Source organism: Lysinibacillus odysseyi 34hs-1 = NBRC 100172, from assembly GCF_001591965.1.
GTDB lineage: Bacteria > Bacillota > Bacilli > Bacillales_A > Planococcaceae > Lysinibacillus_B > Lysinibacillus_B odysseyi.
Window position 1 is genome coordinate 73,056 of the sequence record NZ_BCVX01000014.1, and the last position, 21,333, is coordinate 94,388.

Annotated in this window: 22 protein-coding genes; 7 read left to right on the top strand and 15 right to left on the bottom strand. The window is 42.3% G+C overall.

The annotated features are described in order from the left end of the window. Positions 1-92: 92 nt before the first annotated feature. The 9 genes from BOD01S_RS19675 to BOD01S_RS19715 form a co-directional block, all read right to left on the bottom strand. Positions 93-1,181, bottom strand: coding sequence for a BMP family lipoprotein (locus tag BOD01S_RS19675; RefSeq protein WP_036152406.1), 1,089 nt, complete (start codon positions 1,179-1,181; stop codon positions 93-95). A 50-nt stretch (positions 1,182-1,231) separates the two neighbouring features. After that, the gene (locus BOD01S_RS19680; RefSeq protein ID WP_036152404.1) at positions 1,232-1,960 is read right to left on the bottom strand and encodes a GntR family transcriptional regulator; all 729 of its coding nucleotides are present in this window, start codon (positions 1,958-1,960) and stop codon (positions 1,232-1,234) included. A 196-nt stretch (positions 1,961-2,156) separates the two neighbouring features. Next, on the bottom strand, positions 2,157-4,430 hold the full coding sequence (locus BOD01S_RS19685; protein ID WP_036152401.1) for an FtsK/SpoIIIE family DNA translocase: 2,274 nt from the start codon (positions 4,428-4,430) through the stop codon (positions 2,157-2,159). Between the two features lie 172 nt (positions 4,431-4,602). Beyond that, complete coding sequence (locus BOD01S_RS19690) at positions 4,603-6,270, bottom strand: ribonuclease J (protein WP_036152399.1); 1,668 nt, start codon at positions 6,268-6,270, stop codon at positions 4,603-4,605. A gap of 591 nt (positions 6,271-6,861) precedes the next feature. After that, a complete protein-coding gene (gene dapA, locus BOD01S_RS19695) occupies positions 6,862-7,773 on the bottom strand; it encodes a 4-hydroxy-tetrahydrodipicolinate synthase (protein ID WP_036152396.1) in 912 nt (303 codons plus the stop codon). Positions 7,774-7,787: 14 nt separating this feature from the next. Next, positions 7,788-8,828, bottom strand: coding sequence for an aspartate-semialdehyde dehydrogenase (locus BOD01S_RS19700; protein ID WP_036152394.1), 1,041 nt, complete (start codon positions 8,826-8,828; stop codon positions 7,788-7,790). Positions 8,829-8,911: 83 nt separating this feature from the next. Beyond that, positions 8,912-9,502, bottom strand: coding sequence for a dipicolinate synthase subunit B (locus tag BOD01S_RS19705; RefSeq protein ID WP_036152391.1), 591 nt, complete (start codon positions 9,500-9,502; stop codon positions 8,912-8,914). Next, positions 9,496-10,260, bottom strand: coding sequence for a hypothetical protein (locus BOD01S_RS19710; protein WP_036152388.1), 765 nt, complete (start codon positions 10,258-10,260; stop codon positions 9,496-9,498). The genes BOD01S_RS19705 and BOD01S_RS19710 overlap by 7 nt, the downstream gene beginning before the upstream one ends. Beyond that, entirely contained in the window at positions 10,257-10,517 is a 261-nt protein-coding gene (locus tag BOD01S_RS19715; RefSeq protein WP_036152386.1) for a YlmC/YmxH family sporulation protein, read from the bottom strand. The genes BOD01S_RS19710 and BOD01S_RS19715 overlap by 4 nt, the downstream gene beginning before the upstream one ends. 151 nt (positions 10,518-10,668) lie before the next feature. On the opposite strand from BOD01S_RS19715, the gene BOD01S_RS19720 reads away from it, so the two are divergent. Genes BOD01S_RS19720 through BOD01S_RS23430 form a run of 7 tightly spaced genes read left to right on the top strand, consistent with a single transcriptional unit; the run spans position 10,669 to position 14,814 of the window. Next, positions 10,669-11,043, top strand: a complete 375-nt coding sequence (locus BOD01S_RS19720; protein ID WP_036152383.1) for a GntR family transcriptional regulator — start codon at positions 10,669-10,671, stop codon at positions 11,041-11,043. A 2-nt stretch (positions 11,044-11,045) separates the two neighbouring features. Then, the gene (locus BOD01S_RS19725; protein ID WP_036152381.1) at positions 11,046-11,888 is read left to right on the top strand and encodes an ABC transporter ATP-binding protein; all 843 of its coding nucleotides are present in this window, start codon (positions 11,046-11,048) and stop codon (positions 11,886-11,888) included. Beyond that, complete coding sequence (locus BOD01S_RS19730) at positions 11,888-12,523, top strand: ABC-2 transporter permease (protein ID WP_036152379.1); 636 nt, start codon at positions 11,888-11,890, stop codon at positions 12,521-12,523. The genes BOD01S_RS19725 and BOD01S_RS19730 overlap by 1 nt, the downstream gene beginning before the upstream one ends. Before the next feature lie 19 nt (positions 12,524-12,542). Next, positions 12,543-13,382 carry an ABC transporter ATP-binding protein gene (locus BOD01S_RS19735; RefSeq protein ID WP_081977894.1) on the top strand — a complete coding sequence of 280 codons (840 nt, stop codon included), beginning with the start codon at positions 12,543-12,545 and terminating at the stop codon, positions 13,380-13,382. 3 nt (positions 13,383-13,385) lie between these two features. After that, the gene (locus BOD01S_RS19740; RefSeq protein ID WP_036152377.1) at positions 13,386-14,012 is read left to right on the top strand and encodes an ABC-2 transporter permease; all 627 of its coding nucleotides are present in this window, start codon (positions 13,386-13,388) and stop codon (positions 14,010-14,012) included. Positions 14,013-14,023: 11 nt separating this feature from the next. Then, on the top strand, positions 14,024-14,647 hold the full coding sequence (locus tag BOD01S_RS19745; RefSeq protein ID WP_036152375.1) for an ABC-2 transporter permease: 624 nt from the start codon (positions 14,024-14,026) through the stop codon (positions 14,645-14,647). Continuing rightward, on the top strand, positions 14,647-14,814 hold the full coding sequence (locus BOD01S_RS23430) for a hypothetical protein (RefSeq protein WP_169745603.1): 168 nt from the start codon (positions 14,647-14,649) through the stop codon (positions 14,812-14,814). The genes BOD01S_RS19745 and BOD01S_RS23430 overlap by 1 nt, the downstream gene beginning before the upstream one ends. Before the next feature lie 26 nt (positions 14,815-14,840). Here the strand turns inward: BOD01S_RS23430 and BOD01S_RS19750 are convergent, their stop codons facing one another. The 6 genes from BOD01S_RS19750 to rbfA form a co-directional block, all read right to left on the bottom strand. Then, positions 14,841-16,061: a M16 family metallopeptidase gene (locus BOD01S_RS19750; protein WP_036152372.1), complete on the bottom strand. Its 1,221-nt coding sequence runs from the start codon at positions 16,059-16,061 to the stop codon at positions 14,841-14,843. A gap of 111 nt (positions 16,062-16,172) precedes the next feature. Then, entirely contained in the window at positions 16,173-18,284 is a 2,112-nt protein-coding gene (gene pnp, locus BOD01S_RS19755; RefSeq protein WP_036152370.1) for a polyribonucleotide nucleotidyltransferase, read from the bottom strand. Between the two features lie 282 nt (positions 18,285-18,566). Then, positions 18,567-18,836, bottom strand: coding sequence for a 30S ribosomal protein S15 (rpsO, locus tag BOD01S_RS19760; protein WP_036152368.1), 270 nt, complete (start codon positions 18,834-18,836; stop codon positions 18,567-18,569). Positions 18,837-18,970: 134 nt separating this feature from the next. Continuing rightward, positions 18,971-19,915 carry a riboflavin biosynthesis protein RibF gene (gene ribF, locus BOD01S_RS19765; protein ID WP_036152365.1) on the bottom strand — a complete coding sequence of 315 codons (945 nt, stop codon included), beginning with the start codon at positions 19,913-19,915 and terminating at the stop codon, positions 18,971-18,973. An 11-nt stretch (positions 19,916-19,926) separates the two neighbouring features. Continuing rightward, positions 19,927-20,835 carry a tRNA pseudouridine(55) synthase TruB gene (gene truB, locus BOD01S_RS19770; RefSeq protein WP_036152363.1) on the bottom strand — a complete coding sequence of 303 codons (909 nt, stop codon included), beginning with the start codon at positions 20,833-20,835 and terminating at the stop codon, positions 19,927-19,929. Positions 20,836-20,956: 121 nt separating this feature from the next. Beyond that, the gene (gene rbfA, locus BOD01S_RS19775; protein WP_036152361.1) at positions 20,957-21,301 is read right to left on the bottom strand and encodes a 30S ribosome-binding factor RbfA; all 345 of its coding nucleotides are present in this window, start codon (positions 21,299-21,301) and stop codon (positions 20,957-20,959) included. Positions 21,302-21,333: the final 32 nt, after the last annotated feature.

Sequence of the window (21,333 nt, forward strand, 5' to 3'; positions counted from 1 at the left end):
TACATTTCGAATTATTTGAATTATCCGGCCCCGTCAATAGAGTATAAAATCATCATAGAGGACTTCCCTCTATGATGATTTTGTAGAAATTATTATTTTGCCGGCTTTTCTGAAACTTTAATTTCGCCAGAAGCGATTTTCGCTTTATAATCTTCTACTGTTTTTAAAACATCTTCTGGGATAGCGCCGCGAGAATCAGCAAGGCCAACACCATCTTCAGCTAAACCATATACGAGTGTTTCTCCACCTGGGAAATCGCCTGCTTTTGCACGGTCTGCCACGTCTTTAACAGCAGTACCTACACCTTTTAGCATTGAAGTCAACGTTATGTTGTTTTTATCGTCAACACGGCCTTCTTCATATTGGTCAGCATCTACACCGATTACCCAAATGTTTGAATCAGGATTTTTCGCTTTACGTTCTTTTGCTTCAGAGAATACACCGTTACCTGTTGCACCAGCAGCATGGAAGATAATATCTACACCTGAAGAGTACATTGCATTAGCTGTGATTTTACCTTGCTCTGGTTTATCAAATACACCAGTGTATTTAACTTGGATTTCGATATCCGGATTTACAGCTTTTGCCCCTTCAATGAAACCAGCATGGAAGCGCTCAATTACTGGAATTTCCGCACCGCCGACAAAACCGATTTTGCCTGATTCAGACATTGACGCTGCTACTACACCCGCAAGGAAAGCACCTTCTTGCTCTTTAAACAGGATAGAAGCTACGTTTGGAGCATCTACTGTAGAGTCAATGATCGAGATCATTTTATCAGGGTTTTCACTTGCGATTTCAGAAATCGCATCATCCATCATGTAACCTACACCAAATACTAGATCGAAGTCACGACGGATTAAGTTGTTAAGATTTGAATTGTAGTCAGCGTCTGACGCAGATTGTAAGTAGTCAAACCCGCCTTCACCTTTTTTAAGGCCATTCTCAGCGCCCCACTCTTGGATTCCTTCCCAAGCAGATTGGTTAAATGATTTATCATCTACACCGCCAACGTCTGTTACCATTGCAAGTGAGAAATCGCCGCCAGCTTCTTCTTTCCCTTTATCACTAGCTGTATCGTTGTTTGAAGTATCTTTGTCGTCGTCGCTGCCACATGCTGCTAAAATAGCACCCGCCGCTACTACAGTTGAGATTAATAAACCAAATTTACGTTTTTTCATTAGTGAGTCCCCCCAAAAGAATGTTTTAATTAGCAGGAAAATACTTTGTTCTACACCCGTTTACGAACTACATGGAAACTGAATTTATCAGCCCGGAAGTAGTTCTTTGAATACAGTACTAACCGGTCATTGTCATCGTAATGAAGCTGCTTTAATACGAGCAATGCCGTTTCTGGCCCGCATTTTAAAATGGGCGAAACCGTTTCATGGTAGCCGACCGGATCAATGTATGTCACCGCGTATGCTACTCGCAGGTTCCCTGATTTCTCAAGGGCCGAAAAGATGGATAAATCTTCATTTTTTAGAAACTGTTGCGGCAAATAGCTTGACGGGACTCTATCGATACAATAGACAACCGGTTCGCCATCTGCTGTTCTTACACGTTCAATTGTGATTACATTGTCATCAATGTCGGTTTGGAATCGACTCACATCGTCTTCAGTAGGTTCTTCTTCCTTCGCACTCATAAAGATAGTCCCCGGCTCCATCCCAGCTTTTTCAATCATGGAAGATACACTCGAAAGATGCTCGATACCCGATGTAAAAACTGGTTTTGGATTTACGAATGTACCTACACCATGACGACGCACGATAACGTTTTCCTCTTCCAATAGCCGCAATGCTTCCCTTAAGGTTGCACGGCTTACCCCAAGTGATTTGGATAATTCAAATTCAGACGGAAGCTTTTCATTTTCATGATAGACTCCTTTTTCAATATCCGATTTTAAACGATCGATCACCTGCAAGTATAAATGACGATGATCAGTTTTAATTGTCACCTACACCACCACCAAAATTAGAGATCAGACATCTGATGTACAACAATTCCTACTAATTCGTTGATTAATATAACACTTTTATTCAATTATGCAAACACATTTTCAAAAAAAATTTATATAGTAAATCCTACTTTTTTTCTAATAGGCAAAAAATCGGCACAATTAAATCATACTATTTTTTCGCACTATTTTGTGATTATTCGATCATGGCCTTAGTCATAAGGACTTGTCTTGGTCTACTGCCGTCTGGCGGACTAACGACTCCCCTCATCTCCATCTGGTCCATAATACGGGCAGCTCTAGCATAGCCAACACGGAATTTACGCTGCAGCATGGATACTGAGGCGCTTTGCATTTCGACTACAAGTTGAACTGCTTCATCATATAAAGCATCTTTTTCTTCCGACATTTCCTGTAAAGGCTCATCTGTCGGGATCATCGCTTCTTCATACTGTGCCTTTTGTTGAGAAATGACATAATCTACCACATTCTGTACTTCCATATCAGATAAAAACGCCCCCTGTACACGTGTTGGCTTGGAAGCCCCAGCGGGAAGGAAGAGCATGTCCCCCCGTCCAAGCAGCCGTTCAGCCCCTCCCATATCTAATATAGTCCGGGAATCGATAGCACTTGATACAGCAAACGCTATTCGTGAAGGAATATTTGCCTTAATAATACCGGTAATGACATCCACCGAAGGTCGCTGGGTTGCTAAAATGAGATGGATACCGGCTGCACGTGCCATTTGGGCAAGACGGGTAATCGCATCCTCTACTTCTCCCGGCGCTACCATCATGAGATCCGCAAGTTCGTCCACTATCACAACAATATAAGGTAGCTTCGGCTGCTTGTCTTCATTTTCTTTATTGTGGGCGTCGACATGTTCGTTATAGCCCTCTATGTTCCGCGTGCCTGTATGCGAAAATAAGTCATAACGACGCTCCATTTCTGACACGACTTTTTGTAATGCCTGTGCTGCCTTTCGCGGGTCTGTCACAACAGGCGCCAGTAAATGTGGAATCCCGTTATATACGTTCAATTCCACCATTTTCGGGTCAATCATCATCATTTTCACTTCATGCGGAGCTGCCCGCATTAAGATTGACACGATAATACCATTAATACATACTGATTTCCCGCTCCCTGTTGACCCTGCTACAAGTAGATGCGGCATTTTATTTAATTCAGCAAGCTTTGCCTGTCCGGTAATATCGCGGCCAAATCCAATAAGAAGCTTGGCATCAGGACGGTTATTTTCCTTTGCTTCTAATACTTCGCGTAATGTCACAATAGCCACTTCGCTGTTTGGTACTTCAATACCGATTGCTGATTTCCCTGGGATGGGTGCCTCAATCCGGATATCCTTTGCTGCTAAAGCCAACGCCAAATCATCCTGCAGCCCGACAATCTTGCTTACCTTCACACCGACATCCGGCAGGATTTCATATTTTGTTACGGCAGGCCCAAGATGAACCTGCATGACCCGGGCCTTTACTCCAAAGCTATGGAATGTCTGCTCCAATTTTTTTGCATTTGCCTGAATGACGCTGTACTCTCCGCTTTGGTCATGCTCGGGGGGAGGGTTTAACAGCTGAAATGGCGGCAGCGTATAAAGAGCATTTTCGGGAGCACTTTCTACTGAAACAACCATATCCCCTGCTATTTCTGGTTCCTCCTGTGGCTGCGGTTTGGCCTTTTCCTCATTGCGCTTCATGACATTTTCCGTAAAAGCGGAAATAACAGGTTCTGAATACTCTGCCCGTTCTTCCTCTACCGTCGCCACCGTCTCCTCGGGCTCTCTATTTGCTCTTGTACGTTTTGGGCGTGCGGTGGGCTTTTTCCCTTGACGCCGCTTAAGCTTAAACTGCATGCTTGGGCCCTTTTCGATTAAAATGGGTACCAGTGCCTTACCGGTAATTAAGATAACGCCAATGAGGAGGAGGACAAATGCCGCGATCTTAGCCCCAGAAGCATCAAACAAAACATGAAACATACTAAACAGTAACGCCCCGATCATTCCTCCTCCAAGTGAAGCTCCACGATTTGTAACGCCTTCTGTCTCAATTAAAATACGCCATGTTTCACGCAGGACAGAATCGGTCAATAAGAGATTTGCCTGATGCAGCTGTTCAAAGAGCATTGAGTGGCTGAACACAGTAAAGCTTGCCAAAATACATAGCAACCCGATGACCATGCGATTTGTCAGTCGTACTCCACGTCGTCTTACCATTAGCATCCCTGCAACAAACACACAAAGAAACGGGACAAAAAAATGCAAATTTCCTAAGAAGAACATAGAGACTGTTTGTACAAGCCTCCCTACCACACCCATTTCAAAAAATGAAATCATCGCAAAAGCAATGAGTACAATGCCGATAATTTCATATGCTAACGGGTGAAGCTCTTTACTGCCTTTAGCCTTTGCTTTTGTTTGTCCCTTTGCTCTCTTTTTACCTTTCTTCTCAGCCATTCAAAACACCTTCTTTCTTTTATAAAGGACACACATTTTCCAAATTCAGTTCCGAAACTTCTTTATACCTTGTGTCCATCACCATCTGCTTCCGAAATACTTGAAGCTCTTGATGAATAAAGTAAAAAAGGATTTTCTTTCAGCTGCACGAGCGAAAGAAAATCCTTTAGTCTTAATATTCCATAATAATTGGGATGATCATTGGGCGGCGTTTCGTTTTTTGGAATAAGTAAGTATTTAGCTCGTCACGTATCTCTTGTTTAATGTTTGTCCATTCAAACGTGTCTTTATTTACATACTTTTCAATAACGGTACGCGCGATGTCTGCTGCTTCGACCATCAGCTCTTCAGACTCCCTTACATAAACGAATCCACGGGATAAAATTTCCGGACCAGAGGCAATTCTTTTTTGCGCACGGTTCAACGTAACAACTACAATAAAGATACCATCCTGGGATAATAGTTTCCGGTCCCGAAGTACAATGTTTCCAACATCTCCAACCCCGATACCGTCAATCAGGACATTTCCTGCCTGCACCCGGCCGCTCATCCGCATTTTTCCATTTTTGTATTCTACAATATCCCCTTTATCAGCGATAAAAATCTGGGATTTATGCATACCAACCGATTGGGCCAGCTTTGAGTGGGCAATCAGCATGCGATACTCTCCCTGAATCGGCACAAAATATTTAGGACGCATTAAATTCAGCATCAGCTTCAAGTCTTCCTGACTGCCGTGACCTGATACATGCACTTTTTTATCCGCTGTTAATACACGGGCGCCTGCTTTTGCGATTTGGTTCATCGTGTTATACATTTGCACTTCCATCCCTGGTGACGGTGTAAATGTAATAAGCACTGTATCTGTTTCCTTCATTTTAATATCACGGTGATGTTTACGAATAATTTTATCTAATGCATCAAGCGGTTCGCCTTGGTTACCTGTTGCGATAATAACAATCTCGTCATCCTGATATTTATGAATATCACTTACCGGAATAAATGTATCCTCTTCAATTTCCAAATAACCTAGTTTCAATCCAAGATCTACTACTTTTTCTAAGGATTTACCAACTACCGCTACTTTACGATATGATGCTTGTGCCTGTGTAAATACCTGTTGAATACGAATAAAGTTCGATGCATATACAGCAACTAAAATACGTCCTGGCGCTGCGTGGAATGTTTTAGCTAGACGCTCTGCAATCACTGTTTCACTCGTTGTATAACCTGGACGCTCGGCCTCTGTCGATTCCGATAGCAGCATAAACACGCCTTCTTCTCCAAGCTGCGCCATTTTAGCCAAATCCGGACGGAATTTACCTTGTGCAGATTGGTCGAACTTAAATTCCCCAGTATGCACAATTGCCCCTTCCGATGTATGGAATACAACTCCTAGCGAATCTGGAATCGAGTGTGTTGTATGAAAGAATGTCACATATGTTGAGCGGAAATTCATACGGCTTTTGTTTGTCACTTCAAAGAATTTTACCTGATGTGGCGCAGGAAGCTCCTTTAAATGCTCTTTTGCTAAGGCAATCGTTAATTTTGAACCATATACCGGTGCCTTAATTTTTTGCAGGATATAAGCAATTGAGCCAATTGCATCCTCGTGACCATGCGTCAAGAAAATTCCCTTAACACGTTCTTTGTTTTCTTCTAAATACGTAATATCCGGGATGACAATATCAATGCCCAGCATTTCATCCTCCGGGAACATTAACCCGCTGTCTACGACGAAAATCTCTTCATCGATTTCTACTACGTACATGGCTTTACCGACTTCTCCCACTCCTCCAAGAGGGATAATGCGGATTACTTCGTTTTTCGTTTTATTCACTTTGTTTCCTCCTATATAAAATGCATTTCCGCATACATACACCCAAAGCTGGAAAGTAGGGTAATGGCAATTTTCCATCTTTACAAGCTATTACTGTCTCTATGATTCTTTCCATACAGTACTTCTAGCTTTCTTCTCCCTTACAAATCCGCAAATAGATAGCGCAAATGCCTAGACATTACTTAAACTAATAATTCAACATTTTCTCTAACAGAAAAATTTATCCCGAACAGCAACCACTTAAACCTCATTATACGTGGACTTTCTCATAAGCACAAATCAAAAATACATCGTCTCTATGACAAGAACGCTGAAAAAGATTATAGAATGAATGCAAGGTATGCGGAAGATGAATAATTGCTTCCTTCTAAGGCGGGCACTTTTCTCTCTTGCCGCCCTTTACACATCATCGGGCGGACTTTCTTATGTATGAAAATGAAAGCTTCTACTATGTAGATTGCTTACTCCTCCCTTTTTATCTCTTATGCATTTCCCCTTATTATATAAAAGAAAAACCAGCGTCATCAATACGCTGGTTTCAAAGTGAAAGGTAGAGTATGTCCTGTTTTGTATGGATTTAGTGAAACGTTCTTATTGAATGGCCAGCTCGCGGAAGCCTTTTGCCTTTTCCTGATACGTATCCCAAATGCGGTCAAACGCTGCTTTTTCCTCAGGCAGCATTTCCATCATTGGCATGCGCACATCCAATGTATCAAAGCCGAGCTTTGTCATTGCATACTTGATTGGTGATGGATTTGGCTGTGCAAATAACGCACGTACAAGCGGCAGTAGTGCCCGGTGAATTTTTGATGCTAATACATGATTCCCTTGCTCGAATGCCTTGATCATCAGCTGCATATCATTTCCGACTACATGTGATGCCACGGAAATGACGCCGGCCCCTCCTATAGCAAGTAACGGCAGTGTCAATCCATCATCTCCGGAGTAGACAAGGAAGTCCTGATCGACATTTTCAATAACGTCACCCATTTGATCCAAGTTTCCGCTTGCCTCTTTGATGCATGTAATATTCGAAACATCCTTACTTAAGGCGATGGTTGTTTCCGCCATAATATTCGCCCCGGTACGGCCCGGTACATTATAAAGCATGACAGGCAGGGAAGTTTCTTTCGCAATCGTTTCGAAGTGGGCATACATCCCCCGCTGGTTTGGCTTGTTATAATACGGTGTTACAAGCATGATACCGTCTGCACCATTCTTCTCGGCATTATGAGTCATCATGATGGAGTAGGCTGTTTCATTATCCCCGGTTCCTGCAATGACAGGGATCCGTCCGGCTACCTTCTCCACTGTGAAGCGGACTACCTCGATTTTTTCCTCTGTTGACATGGTTGGATTCTCGGACGTTGTACCACATGCAATAATGGCATCCGTTCCGTTATCAATCAAATGATTGATAATACGCTCTAGTTCTGAATAATTAATAGTTCCATCTTTTTTAAACGGCGTAATCATCGCCGTCCCAATACGACCTAAATTCATACTCCGCACCCCTTTTATAATAAGTCATCCTCAATCATCGCTTCGGCTATTTGAATCGAGTTTAATGCCGCTCCTTTTAATAAGTTGTCAGCTACAATCCACATATGGAAGCCCTTTGGATTATCTAAATCGCGGCGAATACGGCCTACAAATATTGGATCTTCACCTTCAGCATAAATCGGCATTGGGTATTCCTGAGCTCTTATATCGTCTTGCAGAACGATGCCGGGTGCCTCTTTAAGGGATGCAAAAATATCTTCTATAGTCGCTTCCTTTTCAAGTTCAATGTAGACGGATTCTGAGTGTCCCGACACAACAGGTACCCTTACACAAGTTGCTGCAACATGCAGACCCGGAAGCCCCATAATTTTCTTCGTTTCATTTATCATTTTCATTTCTTCAAATGTATAGCCATTGTCTGTAAATTTATCAATTTGCGGGATAACATTGCGGGCAATCGGGTAATGTTTTTTATCTGATTTTGCAGGCAGGATACTTGCTTCTACATCCTTTCCTTTTTCCCATTGTGTAGATTGTATTTTTAATTCTTCAATTGCAGCAATACCAGAACCTGAAACTGCCTGATATGTAGATACCACAACTTTTGTTAAACCGAATTTTTCACGGATTGGTTGGAGTGCTGCTACCATTTGGATTGTGGAACAGTTCGGGTTCGCAATAATGCCTTTTGGAATCGTTTTTAACACATGACGATTTACTTCCGGTACAACAAGCGGGACTTCAGGGTCCATACGGAAGTGACTTGTATTATCAATGACAACCGCTCCCCGCTTCGCTGCTTCCGGAGCAAGAGCTGCTGATACTGATCCTCCAGCTGAGAAGAGAGCTATATCTATACCTTCAAAACTTTCGGGTGTAGCTTCTTCAATTGTATATGTTTGGCCATTAAATTCGATCGGCTTGCCGGCTGATCGTGCAGATGCTAAAAATTTAATAGATTTAATGGGGAAATTACGTTTGATTAAATGTTCCATCATTTTTGAGCCGACTGCGCCTGTTGCTCCGACGACAGCGACATTATAGTGTTTTGTCATTGTCTCATCTCTCCTAAAAAAAACTAGTTACATAATGTTGCATATTGTATCACAAATCAAGAATATTGTGTATGGTTATTTGACTATTTCAAAAACTGTATAAAAATCGGCTGATATTGTTTTTTATAAGTAATTGCATGATGAACAGTTTCTACCATTTTGCTGAAATCTGCAATCATAGAAGTCGGTTTGTTAATAGGATCATCTTGCCCAAACGGTATAAAGTATACATTTTTTGCATTTAAAAGTTTCATGATATTCATTCCATTTAATCCAAGTGCATCATTTGTGGAAATTCCGAGAACCACTGGACTTCCATTACGCAACGTTGCTTTTGCAGCCATAAGTACCGGTGAATCCGTTGCTGCATTGGCAAACTTACTAATGGAATTCCCCGTCATAGGTGCGATAATCATACAATCCAGCGGCTTGCTCGGTCCAAGCGGTTCTGCTTCTGCCATCGAGGAGATTACCTTTTCCCCTGCAAGTTTCTCAATTTCTTCAATCCATTGTGCTCCCGTACCAAAACGTGTTGCCGCATGCAAAACGGATGGTGTGACAATTGGTACGACGATTGCCCCAGCATCTGTTAAGTTTTTGATTTTCGGAACGACATCTTCATAAGTGCAATGGGAGGCAGTGATGCCCAACCCAATACGTTTCCCCTCTAACATTCACACCCCTCCATAATTGAGTCATAAAGAAGATTGGCAGCATCTTCTGCAAAGTATTTCCCAGGCAATGCAAGTAACGGTATATAATCCTGCCGGGTCACAAAATAACAGCATCCTGGTGCCGAAGCAAGATCATAAATCGGCATTTTAATGACATCGCTGAATGGCTGCGTCAACCATTGAGCCGGTATCGTATTTATAAGTGCAGTGGCATCCTTTATATATTCGGGCTGTAAACAAATCGTATCATACCCAAGAAGCTCCGCTTCAAGGCGTTGAGGGCGGGAACGTACGGCAATCGTCACGTTAGCATGCAAGCCGGTTAAAGCTTGCGCCAGCAGTTTCGCAACCCGGCCGAATCCAGTAACTATAAAATGCTTCCCGCGCATTGTCCATTCTTTTTGATACCAGTAAGAAATGAAGCTCTCAGCAGTTAGAGCGGCATTCTTCCATATGAACGATTCATTTTCCAAATATTGAATAACTCTTTCATTTTTCAACATGGCCCGCCACTCGTCCGTCAATCTCCCTGCGTAAAACTTTACATGCTTCGTTCCAAGCAACAGCGGGACTTCGATCTCCAGCGGCTGTATAGGCATAACAATGTGGTCTGGGCCAAAATCAAGAACAGTAGCATTTACCCCAGTATCCCAAGCTGTCGCGTTTTTATAGAAGACGGTACGGTGAGGGGCCGAAATCATTTTCGCCAGCTCCTTCATCCTTGCGTCTCCGCCGATTACCAGCCAGCGCTCCGTCATGACCGATCATGCTTTTTTGTATGAATTTTTTGAAACAGGATGCGGTCTTCACCAATTAATAAAATCTCCTCCCATGGTATAAAACCATGTTCTTGCTTCTTTTTGAGAAATGGCAAACTAACAGGAGCGGCTAATTCAAAGCCATGAATTTTTCCTGTTTTTACATCAAATAAACACTCCGACTCCGATAGAAAGCCGTATCTCATGCCGTTTTCCATTTCAATCAATTCTTTTTCCGCAAGCTCAGATAATCGCATCATTTCCCTCCTCCCAAGCGAGCTTACCATTACTATATGCATGCAATTTCCCATTGTGTGACCACAAGCATAATTCTTTTTGCTAGACATAGATTAAACCATCTGTATATACTGTGTATACACAGTTATAATTCTATTAGGAGGGGACAGTTTGATCATCAAATTAAGCAATGCGAGTGATAAACCGATTTATGAACAAATCACCGAGCAGATGAAACAGGCAATCTTAAGCGGTTCCCTTCTGCCTGGAGATGCGCTTCCTTCGATTCGTATGCTCGCAAAGGAACTAAAAATCAGCGTCATGACAACAAAGCGCGCGTATTCCGATCTCGAACGGGATGGTTTTATTGAAACAGTGGCAGGCAAGGGAAGCTTTGTTGCAGAGCGCAATCAGGATTTTTTACGCGAGGCACTGATCCGCCAGATCGAAGAGCATCTTGTTAAATCGATACAGCTTGCCAAAACAGCAAATATGGCAAAGAAAGAGCTGCTTGAGCTTTTCACATTATTATTAGAGGAGGAATAAAAATGCCAGCCATTTCTATTCGAAATCTACAAAAATCATTTCCTGCCTTTACTTTAAAAAATGTATCCTTTGACGTACAAAAGGGTACGATTATGGGATTTATAGGAGAAAATGGAGCCGGAAAGTCTACAACGATCAAATGTATTTTAAATGTGCTGAAGAAAGACAGCGGTCTCATTAAGATTTTCGGCTATGACCATACGAAAGAGGAGATGCAGATCAAAGAGGAGATAGGCGTTGTATATGATGATCTTCCTTTTCCTGAAACGCTGACAGGGAGCGAAATAGAAAAATTCATGAGCAGACTTTATAAAAATTGGGATGAGCCGCTATTTTACCAGTTGCTAAAACAATTCAAAATTAATCCTGCCAAGAAGGTAAAAGAGCTTTCACGGGGCATGAAAATGAAGCTTTCTATCGCCATTGCCCTCGCCCATCATCCAAAGCTGTTAATTTTGGATGAACCGACAAGCGGACTTGACCCGATTGTCAGGGATGAAATTCTTGATTTGTTTTTGCATTTTATGGAGGAGGAAGAGCACACTATTTTATTTTCGTCCCATATTACAAGCGATTTGGAGAAGATAGCTGATTCTATTACATTCATACATGAGGGAGAGATTGTGTTTAGCGAAAGCAAAGACGTCCTTCTATATGAATACGCTATATGGAAAGGCTCTCAACAGGAGCTAAAAGACCTGCCGGAAGACGCTATTGTCCGTATGCGACAAGGCATCTATGGTGTAGAGGCGCTTGTCCGGAAAAACCGTATCCATTCTATCTTTCCGACAACGAGGCCGACAATAGAGGAATTAATGGTGTTTTTAACAAAGGGGGACATATAATGACTGCTCTGATTATGAAAGATTTATACGCTATTAAAGGACAGATGAAGTCAGCTATCTATCTATTATTGTTCTTTATGGTGTTGGCTTTCTTCTTTGATATGGGGCCAATTGTTGTGATGTTTGCTGTATTGTTTGGTTCTTTGCAGGTAATGACATCTTTTGCCTTCGATGAAATGAGCAAATGGGATAAATACGGGCTGACCCTACCTGTCTCACGCAGAAAAATCATTGCAAGTAAATATGTATTGAGTCTGCTTTTAACAATTGGCAGTGCCGTTAGTCTTACGCCGATTATTTTGCTGTTTAACCTCTTTTTTAGAAGCTTTTCAACAGATGAGTTGTTTTCAATGCTTTGTGTAATAAGTGCTGCTGCGTTGCTGATGCTATCTGTGTCTATTCCTATATTTCTAAAGTTCGGTACACAAAAAGGAAGGTTCTTTCTCTTTGCAGTCATCTTTATCCCTGTGTTTTTTACGAGCTTTATTTCAGAAAACGTGGCACGCTTTTCCATCTCCCTGCCTTCTGTGCAGACTTTGAAGCTATTGGCATACGGGGCACCTTTTTTCATGCTGCTTCCGCTGATGCTTTCCTATCTTCTATCTATAAAAATTTACGCAAACAAAGAATTTTAACGTAAGTGGAGGTGTGATTATGAACGTATTAGAAGTTAAAAATTTGTCCAAAAAGATAGGAAAGTTTGAGCTGCAAAATATCTCATTTGAACTGCAGCAAGGAACAGTGATGGGTCTTATAGGGCAAAACGGTGCCGGTAAATCTTCTATCATTCGCTGCATTCTGAATTTACTTAAGAAAACGAGCGGTGAAATTACTATTTTCAGTAAGGATCATGTTCAATTTGAAACCGAAATCCGGGAAGATCTCGGTATTGTATTCGATGAGCTGCATATACCGGAGCAGCTGACAGCAATTGATTTGGACGGAATTTATAAAAGGGTATATGGGCGTTGGGACAGCGAATTTTTCTTCTCCCAGCTGGAGCGCTTTGATGTGCCAAAATACGATAAAGTGAAGACTATGTCCCGCGGGATGAAAATGAAGCTCGCTATCCTTCTTGCCCTTTCCCACCATCCAAAACTGCTCCTTTTGGATGAGCCGACAAGCGGTCTCGATCCAGTCGTCCGAGATGAAATGCTCGATGTACTACTTCACTTTATGGAAGATGAAACGCATTCAATCCTATTTTCTTCCCACATTACAAATGACTTGGAGAAAATCGCTGATACTATTACGTTCATTCATAAGGGTGAGGTACTGTTTACCGAAACAAAGGACTCACTCCTTTACGATTACGGTTTATGGAAAGGGAGCAATGAGCAGGCAACGGAAATTCCTACACACGCTATCGTCGGAAAGCGTCCCAGCGCATTTGGAACTGAGCTTCTGGTGAAGCGGGAATACGTTAGTCCCGCTTTTTCTCTTGAAAAACCGACAATTGAAGAAATTATGGTGTTTCATGTGAAGGGAGGATGAGGTATGCGCAATATGCTTTTACAATATTACTTTCGCAATATGGGTCCACTGCTCTTCCTCATCCCTGTAGCCGTATTTTTTTACATAGGCATTTCCCTGTTATTTGAACAATCTTCCGTTGCATTTAGCAGCGGATTGATCGCATCGGTCATTATGATTACACTAAAGTTTTTGCAGCTTTCTAAAGACAATGAAAAGATGTTTTCTGTCATGCCGATTCCTAAACATGAACTAGTGCAAACGAAATTTATCTTTTTGGCCCGCGTTACAGCTATTTATGGAACCTTGTTTTTTACACTATATCTTTTCATGAGCCGCATAGAGGAAGGTTGGACGTGGAAAGGTTGGATGTCAGCAGCCGGGATAGCCTTGTTTCTTTCCCTTTTGATTATTAACCTGCTCCTATTGATTGACCACCTGCCGAATCAAAAGGCTGCCTCTGGTCTAATGCTATTACTTCTCTTCGCGCTTATATATGCTCTTTGGATGTTGCCTTTGTATACTTCGCGAGCAGGAGACATCGTTTTGAACGGAAGTATACTTGCAATAGCATCTGGTACCATTTGTCTCATCACATGGCTAAATTACAGAGTAGTCATTTATTTTGTTACGAAATTCGATATGTCATAGGAGGAAGAGAAATGAAAGCCCTGCTCTATCTGCAACTAAAAAACAATGGTAAATCGATGCTGCTCGTTTTATCTATCGCATTCGTTATCAGCCTATTTTCCATCCGAAATGAGAATACAATGCCAGCCGTTATCTATGCTCTTATCTTTACTACAAGCTCTTTTCGCCATATGTCCTTACTAAAAGAACAAAAGATGCGCTATTTCATTCATTCGTTTCCTGTATCAAGGCAGGATATCGTCACAGCTATATACACATCTGTATTCATCCATATTATTATGATTTATGCTGTTCTTCTTCCTGCCCAAATTTACACGGAGCTTCAGCGGACAGAAGGAGATCATTTCCTCGTTCCTTTTGCAGGTTTTTTTGCTGTTAGTATTGCGAGTGCGGCTATAGAAATTTATTTAAATTTCTATGGCAAGCATTTTGAAGAGAGCATGACTGATTCCCTGCTCGGCTTGTTTGCCGCCCTATTTTTGATCCTTTTTCCACATTTCGGTTTGCTTTTGATATGGGATCACGAACCGTCTTTCTACTGGCGTCTGCTCGTTTTTCCAATAATCAGTATCATACTCTTTTATTTCTCACTCAAAAAGTCCATTCGGCTTTATGAAACAAAGGAGGTTATTTGATGAAAGCAATGTTTTGGATGGCTGCGCTTATGCAGTTCGTTGTCTTAATGAATGTAACGGTTTTTAACGGGAATTGGGGTGGCATTATGATGTGGCTGACAACCTTACTGTTTCTTGGAATATGCACCATTTATGCTTCGGAAACTATAAAAAGGAGACAAAAATAACGTGCTGCGAGAAGCAGCACGTTATTTTATTTCGGTCCAATAATCGCAATGGCCGGTTCGGCTTTTAAAATTTTCTCGATCAGTGCATCCACTGATTCCATCGTAATTGTATCAATTCGTTGTAAAATATCATCCACTGACCGATGCGTCCCGTGAACAAGCTCATTGATCCCGTTTCGATTCATATGTGCTTCCGTTCCTTCTAGGCCCAATACGAAGCTGCCCTTCAGCTGCTCCTTCGCATTTTCCAATTCCTCTTCTGTCACGCCGCCTGTCACCAAATCAAACAGGGTGTTATCGATCTGATGCTGCAGGCTGTCGAGGTTCTGCTTAGATGCACTTGCATAAATCGTAAAAGCACCTACATCGGCATAGCTCGATTGGTAGCTGAACACCGAATAAGCCAGGCCTCGCTCTTCCCGCACTTCCTGGAACAGCCGGGAGCTCATATTGCCGCCGATAATATTATTCAGCGCAATAAAGCTGTACATACTCGGATCCTTCACACCAATTGCCGGGAAGGAAATGGCAATATGCGCCTGCTCGGTATCACGGACTTTTACAATTTCACCCGCTTTGAAGGCTGGATATGTTAATTTCGTTTCCATTGCCTGTGAAGAAGGCTCAAATGTACCAAACAGCTCCTCGATTTTTGTGAGCAGGCCGTGTTCAATATTCCCAGCTACTGAAATGACAATGTTTTGCGGTGTATAATGTTTTGCCATGTAGCGGCGTATCATTTCTGCATCGAATGTTGCAAGCGTTTCGGCTGTCCCTAAAATCGGTCTGCCAAGTGCGTCTTCCGGATACATGACGCTCCATAAAATTTCATGGACGTCATCATCAGGAGCATCTTCGCTCATATAGATTTCTTCCAGCACTACTTGACGCTCCCGTTCAATCTCCTCAGGAAGAAAGGCAGAGTTAAAAAACATATCAGCCAGTATCTCAATAGCAAGCTCACCGTGATGATCTAGTACTTTGGCAAAATAGCATGTATTCTCTTTTGATGTAAAGGCATTGATTTCGCCGCCGATTCGATCGAATTCTTCTGCAATTTGTCTTGCAGAGCGCGTATGTGTTCCTTTAAAAAGCATATGCTCTATAAAATGCGTAATCCCATTCTCTTCGGGATTTTCATATCTTGATCCGGCATTTACCCATATGCCGACAGATAGTGAGCGGACATGATCAATCTGCTCTGATACAATTCTAACGCCATTTTTACATTTCGTTACCTTAACCATATTTCCCCCAATTGACCAAACAAGAGGCTGCACCGAAGTACAACCTCTCCATCTCGTCGTTATCTAACTATTTGCTTCGCCCATTTCTTAGTGGCAGCGGCAAATTAATTTTTATTCTTGCTCAGCGCGTTCTTTTTCTTCTTTAATAACCACTTTACGTGACAGGTTGACACGGCCTTGGTTATCGATTTCAATACATTTCACAAGAAGCTGATCGCCCAGCTTTAATACATCCTCTACCGCTTTCGTACGTTCTTCTTGGATTTCCGAAATATGCAGCAGGCCGTCTTTTCCTGGGAAGATTTCACAAAATGCACCGAATTTTTCGATACGCTTCACTGTCGCCATGTAGTACTCGCCGACTTTTGCTTCACGGACGATTGATTCGATAATCTCTTTCGCACGTTGATTCATTTCTTCATCTGCTGAAGAAATGTAGATTGTGCCATCTTGTTCTGTATCGATTTTTACGCCTGTTTCATCGATGATTTTGTTAATCTGTTTACCGCCAGGTCCGATAACATCACGGATTTTATCTGGATTGATTTTAATGACAACAATTTTTGGTGCATATTTAGAAAGCTTTTCACGAGGCTGTGAAAGAGTTGACATCATATGCTCTAAAATTTGCATACGGCCAATTTTCGCCTGTGTTAATGCTTCTTCTAAAATCTCACGGGATAATCCGTCAATTTTGATATCCATTTGAAGTGCTGTTACACCCTTCGCTGTACCTGCTACTTTGAAGTCCATATCACCAAGATGATCTTCCATACCTTGGATATCTGTCAATACTGTATAGTGCTCGCCTTTTTTTACAAGGCCCATTGCAATACCTGCAACCGGCGCTTTTAATGGCACACCTGCATCCATCATCGCTAATGTGGAAGCACAGATTGACGCCTGGGAAGTTGATCCGTTTGATTCAAGCACTTCTGATACACAACGAATTGCATATGGGAAATCTTTTTCATCTGGAATCACTGCTAATAATGCACGCTCACCTAGCGCACCATGACCGATTTCACGACGGCCCGGCCCACGCATTGGACCTGTTTCCCCTACAGAGAATTGCGGGAAGTTGTAATGGTGCATCCAGCGTTTTGATTCCTCTACACCTAGTCCATCAATGATCTGTACATCACCTAGCGCTCCCAATGTACAGATAGATAGAGCCTGTGTTTGACCACGTGTGAATAGACCTGAACCGTGTGTACGTGGAAGAATGCCTACTTCTGAAGAAAGCGGACGAATTTCGTCTTGCTTACGGCCATCTGGACGTACTTTATCTTCTGTAATAAGACGACGTACTTCGTCTTTTACCATTTTATCTAAAATAGCTTTTACTTGTTTTAGTGTTTCTTCATCAGCCTCTTGAGCCTCATATGATTCAACTACACGAGTTTTTACTGCTGTGATATTTTCTTCACGTTCTTGTTTATCGACTGTCTGGATTGCTTCGTTCATCTCAGCTTCGCTAGTCGCCTTGATTGCCGCTGTAAGCTCCGCATCAAGCTCATAAAGCTCTACCGGACGTTTCTCTTTTCCAACTTCTGCAACAATCTGCTCTTGCAGGGCAATTAATTTTTTGATTTCTTCATGTCCGAACATGATGGCTTCAAGCATAATTTCTTCCGGCACTTCCAGCGCACCGGCTTCTACCATGTTGATGGCATCTTTGTTCCCTGCTACAGTTAAATGAATTGTGCTTTCTGCAGCTTGGTCCACTGTCGGGTTCACAACAAATTCACCGTTGATGTAGCCAACGTGCACACCGGCAATCGGACCATCGAACGGGATATCTGAAATTGCTAAAGCAAGGGATGACCCAAACATTGCTGCCATATCTGAAGGACAATCTTGGTCATTAGACATAACCATAGAAATAACTTGTACTTCATTACGGAAGCCATCCGGGAACATTGGGCGGATTGGGCGGTCAATCAGACGGCTTGTCAATACCGCTTGTTCTGATGGACGGCCTTCACGTTTAATAAAGCCTCCAGGGATTTTACCTGCTGCGTATAATCGTTCTTCATAGTTTACTGTTAATGGGAAGAAATCTAAAGGTTTTGGAGATTTTGACATGGTAGCAGTCGCCAGTACTGCTGTTTCTCCGTAACGCACCATCGCTGCGCCATTTGCTTGTTTTGCTAACTGTCCTACTTCTATTACTAAAGGACGGCCAGCCCATTCGTATGAATAGACTTTTTTGTCGTTCATCTAATGAACCCCTTTCTACATTAAGACACACTACGTTACTTTATTATGTACCATAGTTAGTGTATCAAAAAAGCGTTTTCTATGCTAAATATTTTCAATAAATTACGTGAATTTTCGGAATGCCAATTTAGGAGATGATTGCCACGCTAAATACATAAAGAAAAAGCGGGAAAAATCCCGCTTTTTGTCATGTCAAGCTTTACGCGTCTACTCTCCGCCACGCCTGATCCAAACAGTTTGTGTGCAGGAGCTAAAATGAACACGTTCAGCCTTTCGAATAGATTAGCGACGTAATCCAAGTTTGTTGATTAGTTCACGGTAACGTTGTACGTCTGTGTTACGTAGGTATTTAAGTAAGTGACGACGACGACCTACCATTTTAAGAAGACCACGTTGTGAGTGGAAGTCTTTTTTGTGAGTTGCTAAGTGAGCATTTAAAGCGTTGATTTCAGCAGTTAATACAGCGATTTGTACTTCTGGTGAACCAGTATCGCTTTCGTGTGTGCGGTACTCAGCAATGATTTCGTTTTTGCGTTCTTTTGTGATTGCCATATGAATGGACCTCCTAAATAGTAAAAAATATCCCCGTTAGCTAAGCTATCGTTGGAGTATCGGAAAGCCGGGCTAAGGTTCGTACGATTTTTGTACTGATAAATCGTAACATATTTTGTATAGACAAGCAACTATTAAGCGTGGCTGTTTAAATATTCAATTGCCGCCTGCTTATCCTTTTCAATTTGTGCTACCAACTCATCAATTCCATTGAATTTCTTTTCACTTCGGATTCGGTGGTACCAGCCGACGACCACTTCCTCACCGTAAATATTTTTATCGAAGTTAAAGATATGTACCTCAATGGATAGCTGCTTATGATCCGGATTATTGAATGTCGGTTTATAGCCAACATTACACACGCCGTCGAACCACTCGTTCTGCACCAGAATCTTGACAGCATACACTCCTGTTGCAGGAATGAAACAGCCCTCCATATGCTGCACATTCGCCGTTGGGAAGCCAAGTGTCCGTCCACGCTTGTCACCATGCACTACGATGCCTGGTACTTCAAATGCACGCCCAAGCAGCATCCGCGCTTCTTCCATATCTCCGTCCTTCAATGCTTTACGAATGCGCGTCGAGCTAATCTTTTCAGATACATCTGTATATTTATCGACAACCGTTACACCAAACGATTCACCGCCAAGCTGACGCATCAGCTCCATATCTCCCTTGCCGAATGCACCAAAGGAATAGTCAAAGCCGGCTGTCACATGCTTAACATTCAAATCCCGAATAAAGTGTTTGACAAAGGCTTCTGGCGAAAGCTTTGCAAAATCAGATGTGAAATTTACCACGAACACCGTGTCTATATCAAGTGTAGACAGCGTATCCAGCTTCTGCTGAAGCGGTGTAATGTAAAACACCTTTTCATTGCGCCCGCCAAGCACGATGGATGGGTGCGGATCAAATGTCATAACCGCGCTTTTATAGCCCTTTTCTTTTGCTGTTGCAATAGCTGAGTTAATGACTGCCTGATGTCCTCTATGCACTCCATCAAAAAATCCAAGTGCCAGAGAATACGGCCCTTCTGTCGATTCCAGCTGATGCGGGTATTTTAAATGAATTACTTCCATAACTGCGCCTCCTACTCGATTTCAGGGAACATTTTATCAGGTTTCATCTGTCCGTGCTTTGTTGGATGCTTGATATAAACTGCGAATGTCTTCCCTTCCACCCCAAACACTAATTTATCATTTACTTCTAATAATGGATGAATCGGCAGAACTTGTCCATTAAAAATTTGCTTGCGGTTTGTGTCATCAATCTCTACATAGGGATAATCACGTAGTGCATATTCCACAGGAAGAATGAAGTCTGTATCTTGCATTTCCATTTTATCCGCTACTTGTGCCAGAGTTAAGCAATGCTCTTTTGTAAATGTTCCAGAAGACGTACGTACCAGCTCATGCATATGTGCCGGGTAACCTAGTGCCTCTCCGATTTGGACAGCAAGCGTACGGATATATGTCCCCTTGCTGCATTTGATGCGGATAGAGAATGTCACTTCTTCTCCTTCGAACATTTCTTCTTTGCTCAGCAATTCCAGCTCATAGATCGTTACTTTTCGTGTAGGACGTTCTACCGTCTGGCCGGCACGGGCATATTCATACAGTTTTTTACCATTCACCTTCACGGCTGAGAACATCGGCGGGGTTTGATCGATTTCCCCTGTCAATGCAGTAAGTGCTGAAAGAATCTCCTCACGCGAGAACGATTTGAACGTTGCATCCTGCTCTACCGTTTCCCCTTCTGCATCCTCTGTCGTTGTCGATCTTCCAACAGAGACCACTGCTTCGTAGGTTTTCCCGGCATCCGTCAAATACTCGGCAATCCGTGTTGCCTGGCCGATGCAAATCGGCAAAACACCTTCAACTCCTGGATCAAGTGTACCTGTATGACCCACTTTTTTCGTTTTCAAGATTTTTCGCAGTTTGAATACACAGTCATGGCTGGTCATTCCGCGTTCTTTCCATAATGGTAAAATGCCGTTCATTCAATTGCTCCTTTTCCATTAGAAGGACATCACTGTCAGCGTGACTAAAAAAATGTCCATTTTTACGTTGATGTTATTTTTCCTATAAGAAAACCCGCAGCAAATTGCGGCGGGTTTTTTCTTACTTGTCTTCATGTAAAGAGCGAAGCAGCTCGTCAATTTTATTTCCATATTCAACAGACGCGTCAAATTCAAAGGAAATCTCCGGTGTGCGGCGTAAGCGAATACGAGAACCGACTTCTGATCGGATAAAGCCTGATGCTTTTTCCAATGCTTTCAACGTTTCTGCACGCTCACGTTCGCTTCCTAAAGATGTGATATACACCGTTGCCTGCTGCAGGTCGCCTGTTACATCTACATCTGTGACGGTTACAAAGCCTACACGAGGATCTTTGATTTTACGAGTGATAATTTCGCCGACTTCTTTCTTCATTTGTTCAGCTACTCGGTTAGAACGTAGAGACATACATGTCACCACCTTTTGTTTAAACATTCGAT